General features: G+C 53.1%; 15 protein-coding genes. 8 read left to right on the forward strand and 7 right to left on the reverse strand.

Going from position 1 to position 15,626, the window contains the following annotated elements; all coding sequences use genetic code 11:
- Nucleotides 1-13 precede the first annotated feature (13 nt).
- Both QJQ48_RS05385 and tsaE read right to left on the reverse strand, forming a co-directional pair.
- Entirely contained in the window at nt 14-469 is a 456-nt protein-coding gene (locus tag QJQ48_RS05385; RefSeq protein ID WP_346290180.1) for an EVE domain-containing protein, read from the reverse strand.
- Nucleotides 444-935: a tRNA (adenosine(37)-N6)-threonylcarbamoyltransferase complex ATPase subunit type 1 TsaE gene (tsaE, locus tag QJQ48_RS05390; protein ID WP_346290181.1), complete on the reverse strand. Its 492-nt coding sequence runs from the start codon at nt 933-935 to the stop codon at nt 444-446. The genes QJQ48_RS05385 and tsaE overlap by 26 nt, the downstream gene beginning before the upstream one ends.
- A gap of 110 nt (nt 936-1,045) precedes the next feature.
- On the opposite strand from tsaE, the gene QJQ48_RS05395 reads away from it, so the two are divergent.
- A complete protein-coding gene (locus QJQ48_RS05395; RefSeq protein ID WP_346290182.1) occupies nt 1,046-1,687 on the forward strand; it encodes a nucleotide-binding protein in 642 nt (213 codons plus the stop codon).
- 99 nt (nt 1,688-1,786) lie between these two features.
- Entirely contained in the window at nt 1,787-3,436 is a 1,650-nt protein-coding gene (locus QJQ48_RS05400) for a Ppx/GppA phosphatase family protein (protein ID WP_346290183.1), read from the forward strand.
- Nucleotides 3,437-3,499: 63 nt separating this feature from the next.
- On the opposite strand, the gene QJQ48_RS05405 is transcribed toward QJQ48_RS05400, so the two are convergent.
- On the reverse strand, nt 3,500-4,090 hold the full coding sequence (locus tag QJQ48_RS05405; protein WP_346290184.1) for a chromophore lyase CpcT/CpeT: 591 nt from the start codon (nt 4,088-4,090) through the stop codon (nt 3,500-3,502).
- A gap of 117 nt (nt 4,091-4,207) precedes the next feature.
- On the opposite strand from QJQ48_RS05405, the gene QJQ48_RS05410 reads away from it, so the two are divergent.
- The 3 genes from QJQ48_RS05410 to QJQ48_RS05420 all read left to right on the forward strand — a co-directional run bounded on the left by QJQ48_RS05410 (nt 4,208) and on the right by QJQ48_RS05420 (nt 6,557).
- Nucleotides 4,208-4,762 carry a phycobiliprotein lyase gene (locus QJQ48_RS05410; protein ID WP_346290185.1) on the forward strand — a complete coding sequence of 185 codons (555 nt, stop codon included), beginning with the start codon at nt 4,208-4,210 and terminating at the stop codon, nt 4,760-4,762.
- A gap of 164 nt (nt 4,763-4,926) precedes the next feature.
- Nucleotides 4,927-5,064: a hypothetical protein gene (locus QJQ48_RS05415; protein ID WP_346290186.1), complete on the forward strand. Its 138-nt coding sequence runs from the start codon at nt 4,927-4,929 to the stop codon at nt 5,062-5,064.
- 116 nt (nt 5,065-5,180) lie between these two features.
- On the forward strand, nt 5,181-6,557 hold the full coding sequence (locus tag QJQ48_RS05420; protein ID WP_346290187.1) for a PQQ-dependent sugar dehydrogenase: 1,377 nt from the start codon (nt 5,181-5,183) through the stop codon (nt 6,555-6,557).
- Here the strand turns inward: QJQ48_RS05420 and QJQ48_RS05425 are convergent.
- The 3 genes from QJQ48_RS05425 to mnmA all read right to left on the reverse strand — a co-directional run bounded on the left by QJQ48_RS05425 (nt 6,554) and on the right by mnmA (nt 11,300).
- Entirely contained in the window at nt 6,554-8,872 is a 2,319-nt protein-coding gene (locus tag QJQ48_RS05425) for a caspase family protein (RefSeq protein WP_346290188.1), read from the reverse strand. The genes QJQ48_RS05420 and QJQ48_RS05425 overlap by 4 nt on opposite strands.
- 18 nt (nt 8,873-8,890) lie before the next feature.
- Entirely contained in the window at nt 8,891-10,069 is a 1,179-nt protein-coding gene (gene sat, locus QJQ48_RS05430; RefSeq protein WP_346290189.1) for a sulfate adenylyltransferase, read from the reverse strand.
- Nucleotides 10,070-10,229: 160 nt separating this feature from the next.
- Nucleotides 10,230-11,300 carry a tRNA 2-thiouridine(34) synthase MnmA gene (gene mnmA, locus QJQ48_RS05435; RefSeq protein WP_346290190.1) on the reverse strand — a complete coding sequence of 357 codons (1,071 nt, stop codon included), beginning with the start codon at nt 11,298-11,300 and terminating at the stop codon, nt 10,230-10,232.
- 126 nt (nt 11,301-11,426) lie between these two features.
- Between mnmA and QJQ48_RS05440 the strand changes: the two genes are divergently transcribed.
- Nucleotides 11,427-12,326 (forward strand): hypothetical protein, encoded by a 900-nt coding sequence (locus QJQ48_RS05440; RefSeq protein WP_346290191.1) that lies wholly within the window; start codon nt 11,427-11,429, stop codon nt 12,324-12,326.
- A gap of 2 nt (nt 12,327-12,328) precedes the next feature.
- Complete coding sequence (locus QJQ48_RS05445) at nt 12,329-13,924, forward strand: NAD(P)H-hydrate dehydratase (RefSeq protein ID WP_346290192.1); 1,596 nt, start codon at nt 12,329-12,331, stop codon at nt 13,922-13,924.
- 29 nt (nt 13,925-13,953) lie between these two features.
- Here the strand turns inward: QJQ48_RS05445 and QJQ48_RS05450 are convergent, their stop codons facing one another.
- Nucleotides 13,954-14,076, reverse strand: coding sequence for a hypothetical protein (locus QJQ48_RS05450; RefSeq protein WP_346290193.1), 123 nt, complete (start codon nt 14,074-14,076; stop codon nt 13,954-13,956).
- 145 nt (nt 14,077-14,221) lie between these two features.
- Here QJQ48_RS05450 and QJQ48_RS05455 point away from each other — a divergent pair, with 145 nt between their 5' ends.
- Nucleotides 14,222-15,610: a tetratricopeptide repeat protein gene (locus QJQ48_RS05455; RefSeq protein ID WP_346290194.1), complete on the forward strand. Its 1,389-nt coding sequence runs from the start codon at nt 14,222-14,224 to the stop codon at nt 15,608-15,610.
- Nucleotides 15,611-15,626 lie beyond the last annotated feature (16 nt).

Genomic DNA, 15,626 nt, shown 5'->3' on the forward strand with positions numbered 1-15,626 from the left:
ACATCTTTGAAGATTATGATTGGGCGATCGCCAAAATCTTTTCCGCCACAGTCTTAGCTACAGGCATCACCGATAGGCGATTGCCTCGCTTTACCACCAGCAGATCTTCCGGGCTGAAAGCTGCTTTGAGCGTCTCTAAGGGAATGTAGGCGGCAAATGTTTCCAGGTAGCCGACCTTCACCGTCTGCCAGCGGGGATTTTCAGGGGTTGACTTGTCATCGTAGTAAGGACTGTCGGCGTCAAACTGGCTGGGATCGTTTATGTTGGCCGTTACGATTTCCATCAGCCCCGCTATCCCGGGCGGTTTGGTATTGGAGTGATAGAAAAAAGCGCGATCGCCCACCTGCATCTCTCGTAAAAAGTTGCGAGCTTGATAGTTACGCACCCCATCCCAAATCTCAGTTTGATCTTGCTGTAAATCGGTGATGCTGTAGACATCCGGTTCAGACTTCATCAGCCAGTAGTTCATGACAGGTTTCTAAAAGGTGAGCTTGGGCTGGCGTGGAGGGCTGGAGTATGGCTTGGCGTCCCTGGTCGGTATAGCCGAGATGGATAGTCAGCGGCTCCTCCGGCTGATAATTTAGCTTTTCTGACCATTCAATCGCCACAATTCCCGGATCCACCTCCACCCCCGTCCAGTAAGTCTCCAAGTAAAGCGAGTCTACCCCGGCTCCATCGAGCCGATAGAGGTCTATGTGGTAAAGCGGTACCCGCCCGGTCAGATACTCATTCACTAGGGTAAACGTGGGACTATCAATCGTTTCGGCAATCCCCAGTCCGGCCCCCAGCCCCTGCACCAAAGTTGTCTTACCGCTGCCTAAGTTACCCCGCAGCAGCAGCACCGTCCCCGCTGGCAGCGATCGCCCCAGCCACTGTCCCAGCCTGCTTGTCGCTTCCGCATCCAACAACTCCAGCCGCACACCTTTCAACCTCATCTTCCCCATCTCCCTCATCTCCCCCAACAAACCCATCCACCCTCTCCCCCATTTCCCCAACAAGCATCTACCCTCTCCCCCATTTTCCCCTTTCGACATACCCTAATGACATGATTATTACGGTTGCCAGCTTTAAGGGAGGCGTTGGCAAAACAACGACTGCAATTCATTTGGCTGCCTTTTTTCAGGGGCAGGCAGAAACGTTGCTGATTGATGCCGATCCCAACCGCTCAGCCCTTAACTGGGCCAGTCGCGGTGAGCTACCCTTTGAAGTGTTAAACGAGTGGCAGGCCGGACAGAGCAGTCGCGCCTATGGACATGTCGTGATTGATACCCCTGCTCGCCCGGTTCCTGAGGACTTAGTCGCCCTAGCCAGTAGCTGTGATCTGCTAATTTTGCCCACCACGCCGGACATTTTAGCCTTAGATGCCTTAGTGCTGACCGTAGAGTGCCTGAATCAAATTCAAATGCGTGGCTACCGCATCCTGCTGACGGCGATTCCCCCCAAGCCCAGCAAAGCAGGGACAGAAGTGAGAACCTTGCTAAAAGAGGTGAGTCTGCCGGTTTTAGAAGCGGGGATTCGGCGGGTGGCGGCGTTTCAGAAGGCGGCTTTAGCGGGAGTGCCCGTCTACGCGATCAAAGATCCAAGGGCCGAGCTGGGCTGGCAAGATTATGAAGCGGTGGGTAAAGAGATTCTGCGGGATTTCAGTCAAACTCTCTCTACAGAGGATGGTGATCTGCCTGGTTTCTAGGTAAGGTCTGTAAAAGTTTGACATCGGGATTGAGCAAGTCCGCTGCCTAGCTCCACTACCCGATGTAGGATTGGTAACAGCAAAGAACTCAGCCGACTTATGGTAGATACTGCTCCTCGCTTTGCCCCGCAAGCGTTTGATCTGACAGACTTCGCGCCAGCTCTCGATCGCGATCGCCTTCTTGCCGCCATTGACGTGGGGACGAACTCTATCCACATGGTAGTGGTCAAAATTCAGCCCGCTATTCCCGCTTTCACAATCATTGATAAAGAAAAAGATACCGTTCGCCTGGGTGACTTCTGCGAAAAGACCGGCAACCTCACGGAAGAAGCGATGCAGCGGGGCATTTCTGCTCTGAAGCGCTGCATGGCGATCGCCCAGAGTTTAAGGGCTGATGACATTGTGGCAGTGGCCACCAGCGCTGTACGGGAAGCGGGCAATGGCCGTGAGTTCCTAGAGCGGGTTGAGAAAGAAGTGGGCCTAGATATTAACCTGATTGCGGGCACTGAAGAAGCCCGCCGGATTTATTTAGGCGTCCTGTCTGGCATGGAGCTGCAGAATCAGCCCCACGCCATTATTGATATTGGCGGCGGCTCAACCGAAATCATTTTAGGCAACGGTCAGCCCCATCGTTTTCTCAGCAGCACCAAGGTGGGCGCAGTCCGTCTCACTGCGCAGTTTGTCCACACTGACCCCATCAGCGATCAGGAGTATACCTATCTGTGTGCCTACATTCGCGGCATGTTAGAGCGTCCGGTAGATGAGCTGAAGACTCATCTCAAACCGGAGGAGACACTTAGATCTATTGGCACTTCCGGCACGATTGAGTGCCTAGCCGCGATCGCGGCGGACGACAAGCTTGGCTTCATCCCCGATCCGCTCAATGGCTATCAGATGACGCTGGCGGAGCTGCGAAAAATTGTCGATCGCCTGCGACAGATGAACTACAAAGAGCGACTGTCGCTGCCGGAGATCTCCGATCGCCGGGCTGAGATCATTGTGGCGGGTGCCATCATTCTGCAAGAGGCGATGGATCTGCTAGGGGTTGAGTCGATTACCATCTGCGAGCGGGCTTTGCGAGAAGGGGTCGTGGTTGACTGGATGCTGACCCACAGTTTAATTGAAGATCGGCTGCAGTATCAGGGGTCGGTGCGGCAGCGCAGCGTGATTAAAATTGCCCACAAATACCACGTAGATATGCCTCACAGCGAACGGGTAGCCCAGTTTGCCTTAGCGCTGTTTGACCACCTGAAAGATAAGCTCCACAGCTGGGGTTTTGCCGAGCGGCAGCTCCTCTGGGCTGCTGCCATTTTGCACAACAGCGGTCACTTTATCAGCCATTCCTCCCACCACAAGCACTCATACTATTTGGTGCGCAATGGGGAACTGCTGGGCTACACCGAAGCCGAAATTGAAATTATCGCCAACCTAGCCCGCTACCATCGCAAAAGCTTTCCTAAAAAGAAGCACGACAATTACCGCAACTTGCCCACCAAACATGCGCGGCAGGTTGTGGAAGAACTCAGCCCAATTCTGCGCCTTGCCGTTGCCCTCGATCGCCGCCGAATTGGCGCGATCGCTGAGATGAACTGCCACTACGACTCAGAGGCCAAGCAGCTCGTGTTAAAGCTGACTCCGGCTAACCCGCATGACAACTGTGAAATTGAGCTGTGGAATCTGGAATATAAGAAGGACAGCTTTGAGGCGGAATTTGGCGTCGAGGTCATGGCTAGCCTGGTTGCAGCTTAAAGGTGCGGCATTGCAGCACTCAGTAGAGGGCATAACAGGCATAACAGGCTATGTTCCCTAACGTTATCCGCTCACTTCGTCGGCAAAGCTCTGCCTGCGCACAAACTGAAATGGCCCCGCGATTGAGCCCCAAACATGTTCATGGGTTTCTGGATCACGGCCTCGATCCCAGCTTCTAAACCAGTCGTTGTTAATTTCAAACTCACTGTCGAGGTAGGTCTTTTTGCCCTTGCGCTCCACAAAGCAGCCCTGGCCGGGTTCAACGGCACCCTTAAAGCTATTGCCTGTCCACTCAACATGCATGTTGCAGCGGGGCATTAGTTCTACGTGATCTGCCGTTAGCTTGGAGAGCCTTTCGCGATCGCGGGAGGCCCCAAAAAACTGCTCCTGATCGCGCACTGTGTAGTTTTCAATCTCAATGCGATCGCCGTTGACTAAAAGCTTCAATACCCTGGCGCGGTACGGACTGCTTAAATCGTAATCATATGCCTGCTCTAGATAGAGGCTATGACCAGAGAGTAAATCCTGCGGCAGTGGCCGCATACAGACGCGAATATGGGCAAACAGAGGCGGATTGTCAAATGCCTGCTGCTGATTACTAAAATCTGCCGCCATCCAGCGGGCCAGCGTAACAATATCTGTGGCGTGAGTCATGATCTTGAAACAACGCTGTTTAAGTTTGCCTATTGTAAATTGCGCCCACGACTTTGCAAATTCTTTGGTAAACCAATGTGTAGAGAATAATTCACTATTTTTTGTAGGCCCCCCTTCATGGATCTTGCTAAATTCCACTACTTTTTTGAGTGCTGTGTGGGTGACTGGAGCATTGAGCGCACCTATCACTATCTGACCCATCAGGAGGTAGAGCGCTCCCACACGGAATTTCAGGTGGCCCCGATTCCGCCCGCCCTGAAGCAGAAGGTCTTAGAAGATAATCAGTACCCCCTCACCGATACTGTGGAGAACCTGCCGGGGTTTCAGCTCGCTTTTCAAACCGTCTCAGAACATGGAGAGGAAGTATCTCAAGAGCTGCGAGCGCTATTTGTACCTAAGCAGCAGCAGGGATCTAGCCTAGAGGGGGACTATTTGCGCGATCGCGCCTATGAGGAAGACAGGCCCATTGTTTCCCACTTTCGCTATGACACGGAAACTCAAGAACTAGTCATGACAACCCATTACACCAAGGTGGTTGCCGTAGACTCTATTACCCTGATCAATCCCGATCTGCGCATCCGCCGCATTTTCAACTACCGCCGCCCCCCGGAAAATGCGCCCTTAGACACTTTAGTGCTGGTAGGCTTCGGCGTAGAGCAAAAGGTTAGCTAGGTGACTTGAGCCATTCAGCCGTAGCTTAACTAAGAAGACCTCGTTATTCATCTTCCCCTCCCTAACGTCCGCACTCTCTCTTGTCAACTCGTAGCCGTTATGAGTACACTTGAATAAGTCGTACTCAATATGAGTTATTGGTTTTGTCAGGAGGATATAGGGCCATGAACGTAGCTAAACGGCCAGGACAGCCTCGACGCTTCACCTGGATGGAACTAGGAGCGATCGCTCTCCTATTCATCGGTATCAGAGTCGTTTCTAATCATTTCGCTAATCAACTTTTAGCCCATTTCGTCTGCTAGCAGAAAAGAGCATTTGGTAATGGGATCAAGGTTTAAGAATGTGAACCAAAATCCGCAACAGACAATCTGAAATTACTGTAGCAAGATAAAGAAGAAGGCACTCACCGCGACTGAGCATGACGCTGAAACAAATTTTTCCGCTTTTGGGACTACTGCTGCTAGCAGGTTGTACCACGCCACAGACCAACGCTAACTCAGCAGAACCTGAGTCTAGGACTTCCCAAAATCAAAACTCAACGACGGATTCAGCCGCGTCTACTCAAACAGCATCTCCCCAAACAGAGGCAACCCTACCCGATCGCCTCGTTCCCACCGAGTCCTTCACCCCAGAACCAATTCAAATTGCGCTATCAGACTTGCCCCAGCCCTACGCTTCTCAGAGCGCCCGCAAGTCGCCTAACGTGATTCCCATCCCTGAAAATCCGACCTTACAGGTGCCAGAAGGGTTTGTGGTTAACGTGTTTGCAGAAAACCTCGATCGCCCCCGCTGGCTGGCTCTAACGCCCGAAGGGGACGTATTGGTGACAGAAACCCGGCAGAATCGGATTCGACTGCTGAGCGATCGCAACAATGACGGCGTAGCTGAAGTCAAAGAAACCTTTGCCGATGCCGGTAACGGTTTGAATATTCCCTTCGGTATGGCCTTCGCCGAGGGCTACTTTTTCTTAGGCAATACCGACGCTGTCCTGCGGTTTCCCTATGCAGCCGGACAGCAGCAGCTCAGCGACCAAGGAGAAAAAATTGCTGATTTGCCAGGGGGCGGCTACAACCAACACTGGACCCGCAACGTGGTGGTATCTCCCGATGCGCAAAAGCTGTTTGTTTCAGTAGGATCGCGCTCCAATGTCAGCGAAGAACCGCTGCCCCGCGCCTCAGTGCAGGTGATGAACCTGGATGGCTCCGATCAGCAGACCTTTGCCTCCGGCTTGCGCAATCCGGTGGGGTTAGATTTTCATCCGATTACAGGAAATCTCTACACCACCGTCAATGAGCGCGACGGCTTAGGGGATGACTTGGTACCCGACTACCTGACCCAGATTCAGTCAGGCGAATTTTTTGGCTGGCCCTATGCCTACCTGACCCCAAACAATCTCGATCCTCGCCAAACCCAGGGCGATCGCAGCCGCGATCCGCAGAAAGCCGCTCAGACTAAAACCCCAGACGTACTGTTTCAGTCGCACTCTGCCGCTTTGGGCCTGCAGTTTTACGACAGCAACACTTTTCCGGAGTCCTACCGCAACGGGGCGTTCGTGGCGATGCGTGGTTCCTGGAATCGCAGTCAGGGTACGGGCTACAAGGTAGTCTATGTTCCCTTTGAAGAAAATCGGCCTGTGGGCTACTACGAAGATTTTCTGAAGGGCTTTCTGGTCAATCCTAGCGGCCCGGATACCTGGGGACGCCCTGTGGGCTTGATAGCCCTGCCAGACGGCAGCCTGCTGGTTACCGAAGAGATGAACAATCGCATTTACCGTATTCAGTACGTCGGTAGCTAAACGACTTCGTACACGAAATTCAGCGTGGCCCAGGCGTTCATGTTTAAGGCATAGCTGTCCCCTTGGCTGTTACTGTCACCTGCAGCCGAGGCGCTGGCATGGTGCAAGTCGGTAAGGACAGCGCGAGCGGCCTCAAGTGGTTCAACTAGCGGGTTTACCCGACCACTGTTGCCGGAAGTCTTAGCTTCTGCGGCCAGCAGGTTGAACATCTGCTTCAGGGGTTCAACACTGACGATAATGTAGGTTTCTACCCAATCACTGGTAAGGTCGGCAATCCAGTCGGTGCCTGACTGAGGAATGAAGCGCACGTCGCCCGGTGGAATTTCGTTATTTTCTAAAACAGCTTCTAGCAAAGCGCCGCTGGCCTGATTAATGGTGGAGGCTTTGGGAAAAAGAGCTAAGGCCCGTCCCCGTCCGTCAAAGCTCACCATCGAAAAGTACAGTGGGCGATCGCCAAAGTTAGACAGACGATAGCGAATGCGGCTGCCCATCGGAATTCTCACGAGCCGCTCACCTCGCGTAAACAGCGGCGCTAAGCGACTCTTGGGTAAAGGGGTAGGCGATCGCAGGGTTTCGCGCTGGGCCAAAATGCGCTCTTGTGGCTCCAGCATCTCTAAGCTCACCCGCACCGGTAGGCGAGAAGCCCCCTGATTTTCGCTCAGCCGCAAAAGCTTAGCCGCCAGCATAGCTTCTAAGTGAGGCGTTAGACGTCCTAAGGCTGTTTTGATTGCTTCTTCCGGCTTGACGACGGTGCCAGGTACCAGCTCCCGGCTGGGTGAGAAAATACCGTAGCCGCCCTTGTTAGACAACTCTTCTTTCAGCGGTACCACGTCACCCTGATTGAGATCCTGGCTGATCAGCGCTGCTGTCAGCGTTGAGCCAGAAACCGTTACTAAACGGCCAAACAGACAGTCTGCAGGCTGCTCTCCAGCCGTCACGGAAGATACAAAAGGAATTCCAGATAGGGCGCTGGTAGCATCAACGCGCTCGATTCGCTCTAGGCTGTTGTCCAGCGCCACCACCAAATCAACGTTATGAGGCAGCACCCGCAAATCCTCATAGACCTGCTGACCCACTTTTACTGAGATTGCTTGAGGCTTGAGCGGCGCAACCTGGGCGGTCAGCCCATTGCGAGACTGTACCTTTAGCTTGAGGCTATCGGGCACCTCTGACAGCGTCCCTGGGCTGTTTGGCTCCAAGGTCAGACTCAGACGAGAACCGCTGCCGTAATGCTCTAGCACAGGCGCAGGTAGGCCCCCTAGCCAGACCTTAAAGCTGCGGCGATCGTCTGCAGCACCGATGATCACACCTTCGGCGGCTGTCGCTGCTTCGGGCTTGAGGTTATAGATTGTGGCGGCTTCTTCTGCCTGTTGCCCGCGAATTTGAGGTCGCTGCTCTAGTCCCGTCCACTGATGCATGGTTTCGGCTGTCCGGCTGAGAGCAAACTGCAGAGTGCGGGCGGGCTCTAGTTCCCATAGCTGCTGAGTCAAGGCGTAGGTGAAGACCCCGGCGCTAAATCCCTGCCAGCGCCCTTCCACGGCAATTTGATTTGAAGCTGCCGCGGCTAGGACGGTGCCGGGCAGCCCTTTTTGGCTAGAGGCTTCACTGCCCTTGATGCGGCTGCGGGCTAAGCCCAAAGACTCGTGCAAGTTTTGCAGCGCCGGATCGAGTTCCCCCGTAGGCACGTTAGGCCGCGATCGCAGGCGCAAATTACCCCAGAGCAGGCGGCCGATATCAGAAAATCCGGCATCAATGACGCTGGTAAACTGGCGAGTTTTGGTGGCTCCAATTAGCAGCTTCAGCGTTTCTTCGGTTAAATCTTGAATTTGCGGCTTGGATTCCGTTGGCAAATAGCCATCAATGGGCACCAAGCTGCTTTGCATATACTTAGGCTCGGAAGCCAGCTTAAAACGGCTACCATAGCCGCTAAAGTGAAAGACCACCACATCTCCCGGCTTGGCCTGTTCAATCAGGTGGGATTGAAAAGCCTCAATAATGCCCTGACGGGTCGCTTGCTGATCTGTCAGGGTGACAATGTCGCTGGGCTGAAATCCATAGCGGCTAGCTAGTAGCTCTTGCTGCAGCCGGACATCCGTTAGACAGCCTCGCAGCGCGATCGCCTGATCGGAGGTCGAGTCACAAACTGCAGCCGGATACTGGTTAATCCCCACTAGCAAAGCTAATTTGCGGCGAGTTGGCTGAGCTAGCGCTTGCTGGTAGCGCCCAGCCCAGCCCAACAAACTAGCCTCACTTAAGCCCAATGCTCCTAGCAAAAGGCCAGTTCGCTGTAATAAATCTCGTCGCTTTAGACCCACAGAAGGTGACTATCCTCCCTAAACTTCCTGAGGCACCTGCATTGCCCGCGCTAGCTCAGCAGCTACTTCCGGTCGAGAAAACTCTGCTGGAGGCAGCTCGCCCCGCCGCAGCATTTCTCGCACCTTGGTACCCGATAGATGAATTCGTTCTTCTGGCTTGCTAGGACTGGTTTTGGTAGTAGCCATTGTGCTGGTTCGAGTGCAGTAAAATGCGTGCTCAAACTTCATAGGCATAATACCGAGTTCTTGCGGCTCAAATTCATTAAAAATATGCTGAGCGTCATAAGTACCGTAATAGTCACCGACTCCAGCATGATCCCGACCCACAATAAAATGGGTACAGCCGTAATTTTTACGAATCAAAGCGTGGAAAATGGCCTCTCTAGGTCCAGCGTATCGCATTGCTGACGGATTAATGGCCAGAATGACCCGATCCTGGGGAAAGTAATGCTCCATCATGATTTCATAACAGCGCATCCGCACGTCGGCTGGAATATCATCCTTTTTGGTAGCGCCTACCAGGGGATGTAAAAAGAGGCCGTCTACGGTTTCCAAGGCACACTTTTGAATATACTCGTGGGCGCGGTGGATGGGGTTGCGGGTCTGAAACCCGACAACAGTTTTCCAGCCCTTCTCAGCAAACATAGCCCGTGATTCAGCCGGATCGATCTGATATTTGGGAAATAGGGGATGGGGATCGCGCTCTAGCAGCCAGACTGGCCCTGCCAGGTTGACTGGCCCCTGCTCATAGATTACTTTGACGCCGGGATGCTTATCTTCGCTGGTGCGATAGACATTGACGGCCTCGTGTTCCTTATCATAAGCATACTTTTCGGTGAGTTCCAACACGCCGATGAAGCGGCCGGTGGCATCGTCTAACCGGATAAGACTGCCAATCTCTAGCGGTTCCGCCACTGCTTCAGTGACAGAGAGCGTTACAGGCACAGACCACGGCAACCCGTTGGCTAACCGCATATCGGTGACAACCGGGTCGTAGTCGGCCTTTTCCATGAAGCCGATTAGGGGGCTAAATCCACCAATAGCAATCATGGCCAGGTCAGAGGCAGCCCGATCGTCTAAGGTGACGCGCGGCAGGTGCTCAGCCTTGTCTAAAAACGTCTGTTTCTGCTCAGCATTGGCAATGCGATTGATTAAAGTACCACCGTGGGGAGCGATCCCCGCTTTCGTGTTACTCAAGATACCGTCCTCTTCTGCTAATTAACTGCAATCCACATCGGGTTAGCTGCAACAGCTTAACCCGCTAAGACTCACGAAATATGTCAGGTAGCCCTAATTGATTGAGTCTGTACGGCTCACCGAGTCAGTCACTTTTCTCAGGGGCGACAGTGCGGCTAAATTAAGCCTCAAAGGGTTCAATCAGCCCGCCGCCCAGCAGCCTATCACCGTCGTACCAAACAGCCGCCTGTCCTGGGGTGACGCCAAACTGGGAGTCATCAAACACCAAGCGGACAGGGGCCGCATCAGCTTCAGCCGATAGCGGCACAACGGTAGCCGGTACTGCCGGAGAACGATAGCGAATTTGCACCATAACGCGGATAGGACTGGCGGGTGCCGCAATCGACACCCAGTTGACCTGCCTCACGGTGCATTCGGACTGGTGAGCGCTGGAGCGATCGCCCACAATCACCTGATTGCGAGCGACATCGAGGGCAACAACGTACAGCGGATGGGGAGCAGCGATCCCCAAACCTTTGCGTTGCCCAATAGTGTAGTGATGAATCCCTTCATGCTGGCCGAGGACTTGCCCCGATGTGTTGACAATATCACCTGCCTTGGGTGCTAGGTATTTGTCGAGAAAGTCCCGCATAGAGCCGTGATGCTCAATCAGACAGAGATCTTGGCTTTCTGGCTTTTCTGCCGTATGCAAATTTAACTCAGCCGCAATTTGGCGGGTTTGGGCTTTAGTTTGTTCGCCGAGGGGAAAAAGGGAACCGGCTAGGAGGTCTTGCGGCAGATCGTAGAGAAAGTAAGATTGATCTTTACTGCGATCGACCGCGCGATGCAGCTCGTATCGGCCCGTATCGGCATTGTGAAGGATGCGGGCGTAGTGGCCGGTGGCAATTTTATCGGCTGCCAGTTCGGTGCGGGCGTACTGCAGCATCGGCCCAAACTTGACGGCCCGGTTGCACTGAGAACAGGGCAGAGGAGTGACGCCAGAGCCGTAACCAGACACTAGATAGTCAATAATGCTTTTCTCGAAAACGTCTCGGCTATCGACAATATGATGGGGTACGCCCAGATCTTCACAAAGCTGAGCCGCATCTACCATGCCTTCAGAACAGCACTGCCCTTTACCCTTCATCAGCCACAGCGTCAGGCCAATAACCTCATGCCCCTGGTGATGTAAGGTTGCTGCTGCGACTGAACTGTCAACGCCGCCGGATAGGCCAACTACAATTTTGCCCATGATGCACTACAGATCTTAGAAATTTTTGCAAAATTGTCCACCATCTAGGCTAACATTTCCGCATACAAACCTTAGTGAACCTGAGATAAGCTTCTGATCGGTTTTTTGAAGTTAGTGTAGGTCTCGATGGAGTCTGAATTTGGCATGAACCCCGAGAACGCCTTTTTCTACAGACATCTATTACAGAATTTAGTTTCCAGTTCAGCCAATTTTCCTCGGTTGACCGGAATCGCTATTTCAAAAAGATGGCTTGCCGTTCTCTTGACTGCCGGCGGTTTGCTAGTCCCTGCCCTAGCCGCTCAGGCAGTCCCTCAAAACAATGACAGCATACAGCAGCTAGCCCAAGGATTGCCTCCGCTACCGGGTACGGCGGCTATGCCTCCGTCTTTTGGTGAGAATGCTGCGATCGCTCCTGCTAGTCGATACATGGTTTATGTCAACGGCAGCAGTCCGCTGCTATTAGAGCAGATTCAGCAAATCGAGCCGGATGCTTTTCGGCGGCAGTATGACGGCAGAACCGTAATTCAAACCGGAGCCTTTAGCTACTCCCAAAATGCTCAGGCTCAGGTAGCTGCCCTTGCGGAATGGGGCATTGGCGCTGAAATTGCCGAAGTCGATCGCCCGCCCGCAGCGGCTAGTTTTGCCTCGCCGCCGCCTTTCATCAGCAGCAACAATAGCAGTAGCCAGTCCGTTCCCCTCCCCGTAGTGGCTGTGCCCAATGACAGCGTTGAGTTTGGCGAATCTCCGCTGCCACCGCCACCGGGTTCGGTAGAGGCGGTCAGCTTCAATCCTGGCGTCAGCGATCGCGGCTACTATGTCGTGGTGCCCACTTCTGCTGCCGAGTTGTCTTCAACTGCATCAGGGGTCAGCCAGTTGGGCCTTAACAGCAGTCAGGTCCTCACCCGCACGTCCCCCAGAGGCCCCCACGTAGCGATTGGCCCTTTTAGCGATCGCGATTTAGCCCAGCAGTGGAATCGCTACCTGCGCAGCTACGGTTACAATGCCAGGGTGCATTTTGACCGCTAGTTATGACTGCTTATAGTCCCTCATCCGCTCCGCGCAGCGAAATTCAGCCTTTTCTGGTCACGGCTGACGAGATGCAGCAGATTGAGAGCCGCATCTTTGAGGCGGGTATGCCGGTCGCGGCGCTGATGGAGAAGGTAGCTGGGCATATCACTCAGGCACTGGTAGCGCAGTATCCGCGATCGCGCTTTGCCCGCGTTGGTATTTTAGTCGGGCCTGGGCATAACGGTGGCGACGCGCTGGTGGTGGGGCGAGAGCTGCATTTTCAGGGATATGAGGTCAAAATTTTTCAACCCCTATCAAAGCTGAAAAAGCTGACAGATCACCACGCCCAATATGCCTGGAACTTGGGCATTTCCTTTGCTGAAACCGTTACCGATTTGCAAGATTGCGACCTGATCGTAGACGGGCTGTTCGGCTTTGGCCTGGGTCGGCCTCTAGAAAATGACCTAGCCGCTGCCGTCAATCAAATTAACCACTGGCCCATACCAGTTTTAAGCATTGATTTGCCCTCTGGCATTGCCACCGATAGCGGTGAGGTGATGGGAACGGCCATCCGGGCGGCGACGACCTGCTGCTTGGGCCTGTGGAAACGGGCCTTCGTGCAGGACGCTGCTTTGGACTTCATCGGCCAGCCGTGGCTGATTGACTTTGATATTCCGCTGGCAGATATTTGGGCGGTGCTAGGCGACAAGCCGCAGGTGCAGCGGCTGTTGCAGGCAGAGGCGATCGCCCGTTTGCCCCTGCCTCGTCCGGCTGCTTCCCATAAATATAAAGCGGGGCACTTGCTGTTGATTTGTGGTTCCCGCCGCTACCAGGGGGCTGCCATTCTCTCTGGGCTAGGGGCTAAGGCCAGCGGCGTGGGGATGCTTTCGATCGCGGTGCCCGAAACCCTCAGAGCTACGATGGTGGCTACGCATCCGGAGGCGCTGATTATCGGCTGCCCGGAAGCCGAAGGCGGCGCGATCGCCCAGCTACCAGACAATATTGAACTCAGCTCATTTCAAGCCGTTGCCATTGGCCCTGGTTTAACGCGGGAGGCTCAGCCGTTAGTGAAAAGCTGTTTGGAGAGCGCTCGCCCGCTGCTGCTAGATGCCGATGGATTGAATTGTTTAGCTGAGCTAAATCCGATTGAGCGGCTCGGCCAGCGATCGGTGCCTACGGTGCTAACACCTCATCCGGGGGAATTTAAGCGGCTGTTTCCCGACATAAGGGCACAGGGAGCTGATGCCGGGGAGGCGGCCCAAATGGCGGCGCAGCAAACCGGGGCAGTCATTTTACTGAAAGGCGCGAGAACGGCGATCGCCCATCCTGACGGGCAGCTTTGGTTTAATCCTGAAAGTACGTCTGCCCTAGCACGAGGCGGCAGCGGCGACGTGCTGACGGGACTGGTAGGCGGCCTGATGGCCCAGCACCTAGCCGCAATGGGCGCGGAGGATGAGCTGCAGGCAGTTTTGGCTGCGGCGCTGGGCGGAGCGTGGTGGCACGCCCAGGCGGGCATAGCGGCGGCCCAGGAGAAAACGGAGCTGGGAGTAGATCCGACGACGTTGGCGACTTATTTAACGCCGACGCTGAGCCGTTTTCTCAAGCAAAGCGTCTAGGGCCAGCGCTGAATTTTTGCAGTAGCGGGTTAGAACAGGGTCAAAATCAGCGGCAGCAGGTTTTGGCAGGCGGTGGCAAGGGTGGAGGCGGCGGTGAGGGGGTCAGCGATCGCTTTGAGGGTTGTCGTGGCCCGTTTGGCGAGGCGCTGCATGGCGTTTTCTTGCGGGTTGCTGCCTGCTTTGGCCAGCTTGCTGACTTCGCCGGGATCTTCAATTTTTGGGTTGAGATAAAATTCTACCTCAAGGCAATTTCATTTTTTGCTCGATGAGCAAAGTCATTTCAATTCCGAAAATGCTATGTCAATTGAACAGAAGATTGAAGAATTTCGGCAAAAGGATCGCCATTCAATCAAACAGCTCTCCAAAGTTAAAAGAAACCGAAAAGCTTTAGAGATTAGACAGCAATTAGCAGCTAATGAAACCTTGCCAGAGCAAAAATTTAGGCTGTATTACGAGCTAGGATGGATTCATTTTGAAAATGGCAAAATTGAAAGTTTAATAAAAGCTTGGCAAAAATCTTGCGAAATTGATGTCACTGATCTTCAAGATCTCTACTTAAAGGGTGATCTTCTCAATCTCTTTGAGCGTTACGAGGAGTCAATTACCAGCTATGACAGTGCTCTTCAGATGGAACCAGGCGATGATGTTACCTGGCATAATCGAGGTCTTTCACTCGATGAATTGAACCGCCATGAAGAGGCGATTGCCAGCTATGACCAGGCTCTTAAATTAGATCCAGAAGCTGATAGTACCTGGAACAGCCGAGGTATATCGCTTGATAAGGTGGGTCGTCATAAAGAGGCAATTACCAGCTACGACCGTGCCCTTGAAATTAATCCAGACAATGATTTAGCTTGGTGCAACCGAGGACTATCACTCACCGATCTAAATTGCTACAAAGAGGCGATCGCCAGCTATGACCGTGCTCTCAAGCTAAACCCAAATTATTATAAGGCTTGGTGTAATCGAGGTGTTTCTCTTAGCGCATTAGGCTTCTATGAGGAGGCGATCGCCAGCTATGACCGCGCTCTCGAACTCGACCCCAATAAAAATATTGCTTGGTATAACCGGGGTCTAGCACTTTATAGATTGGATCGCCATGAAGAGGCGATCGCCAGCTATGACTGTGCCCTCAGAATTAATTCAGACAATAATGCGGCCTGGTATAACCGGGGGCTGTCGCTTAGTAAATTAGGTCGACACGAGGAAGCGATCGCCAGCTATGATAATGCCCTTGAACTTGTCTCAAATGATGATGAAACTTGGCAGAGTCGAGGAATTTCGCTGAATAAATTGAGCCGTCACGAGGAAGCAATCGCCGCTTTTGATCAGGCGCTTGAAATTGATCAAAATCGCCATGTGGCCTGGTATCTCCGAGGTTATTCAATTCATCATTTAGGCCGCTATGAAGAGGCGATCGCTAGCTATGAGCGTGCTATTGAGCTAAATTCTGTTACTTACTTCTATTGGTATTATCATTACCTTGCGCTTAATCGGTTGAAGCGCTCTCAAGATGCTGCTAATTCTCTCAGAAAATCATTTCAATTAAATTCAGAAGAAACAATTAATTTGTATTTTGATGGATTTATCAAAAAATATCCTTTGTTTAAAGGTGTTTTTGTCTTCATGAAAAAAACCGCTATAAAAGTTGCTCTAATCTTTCTGGATGACCCAGATGATAAATAAGTTTTACCTGAATGAA

It is taken from the genome of Sphaerothrix gracilis Ecp01 (assembly GCF_030405905.1).
Classification (GTDB): domain Bacteria; phylum Cyanobacteriota; class Cyanobacteriia; order Phormidesmidales; family Phormidesmidaceae; genus Sphaerothrix; species Sphaerothrix gracilis.

Bases quoted from the DNA above. Each gene is read 5' to 3' on its own strand.
- QJQ48_RS05385 (WP_346290180.1), bottom strand. From the start codon at position 469: ATGAACTACTGGCTGATGAAGTCTGAACCGGATGTCTACAGCATCACC.
- tsaE (WP_346290181.1), bottom strand. From the start codon at position 935: ATGAGGTTGAAAGGTGTGCGGCTGGAGTTGTTGGATGCGGAAGCGACA.
- QJQ48_RS05395 (WP_346290182.1), top strand. From the start codon at position 1,046: ATGATTATTACGGTTGCCAGCTTTAAGGGAGGCGTTGGCAAAACAACG.
- QJQ48_RS05400 (WP_346290183.1), top strand. From the start codon at position 1,787: ATGGTAGATACTGCTCCTCGCTTTGCCCCGCAAGCGTTTGATCTGACA.
- QJQ48_RS05405 (WP_346290184.1), bottom strand. From the start codon at position 4,090: ATGACTCACGCCACAGATATTGTTACGCTGGCCCGCTGGATGGCGGCA.
- QJQ48_RS05410 (WP_346290185.1), top strand. From the start codon at position 4,208: ATGGATCTTGCTAAATTCCACTACTTTTTTGAGTGCTGTGTGGGTGAC.
- QJQ48_RS05415 (WP_346290186.1), top strand. From the start codon at position 4,927: ATGAACGTAGCTAAACGGCCAGGACAGCCTCGACGCTTCACCTGGATG.
- QJQ48_RS05420 (WP_346290187.1), top strand. From the start codon at position 5,181: ATGACGCTGAAACAAATTTTTCCGCTTTTGGGACTACTGCTGCTAGCA.
- mnmA (WP_346290190.1), bottom strand. From the start codon at position 11,300: ATGGGCAAAATTGTAGTTGGCCTATCCGGCGGCGTTGACAGTTCAGTC.
- QJQ48_RS05440 (WP_346290191.1), top strand. From the start codon at position 11,427: ATGGAGTCTGAATTTGGCATGAACCCCGAGAACGCCTTTTTCTACAGA.
- QJQ48_RS05445 (WP_346290192.1), top strand. From the start codon at position 12,329: ATGACTGCTTATAGTCCCTCATCCGCTCCGCGCAGCGAAATTCAGCCT.
- QJQ48_RS05450 (WP_346290193.1), bottom strand. From the start codon at position 14,076: ATGCAGCGCCTCGCCAAACGGGCCACGACAACCCTCAAAGCGATCGCT.
- QJQ48_RS05455 (WP_346290194.1), top strand. From the start codon at position 14,222: ATGTCAATTGAACAGAAGATTGAAGAATTTCGGCAAAAGGATCGCCAT.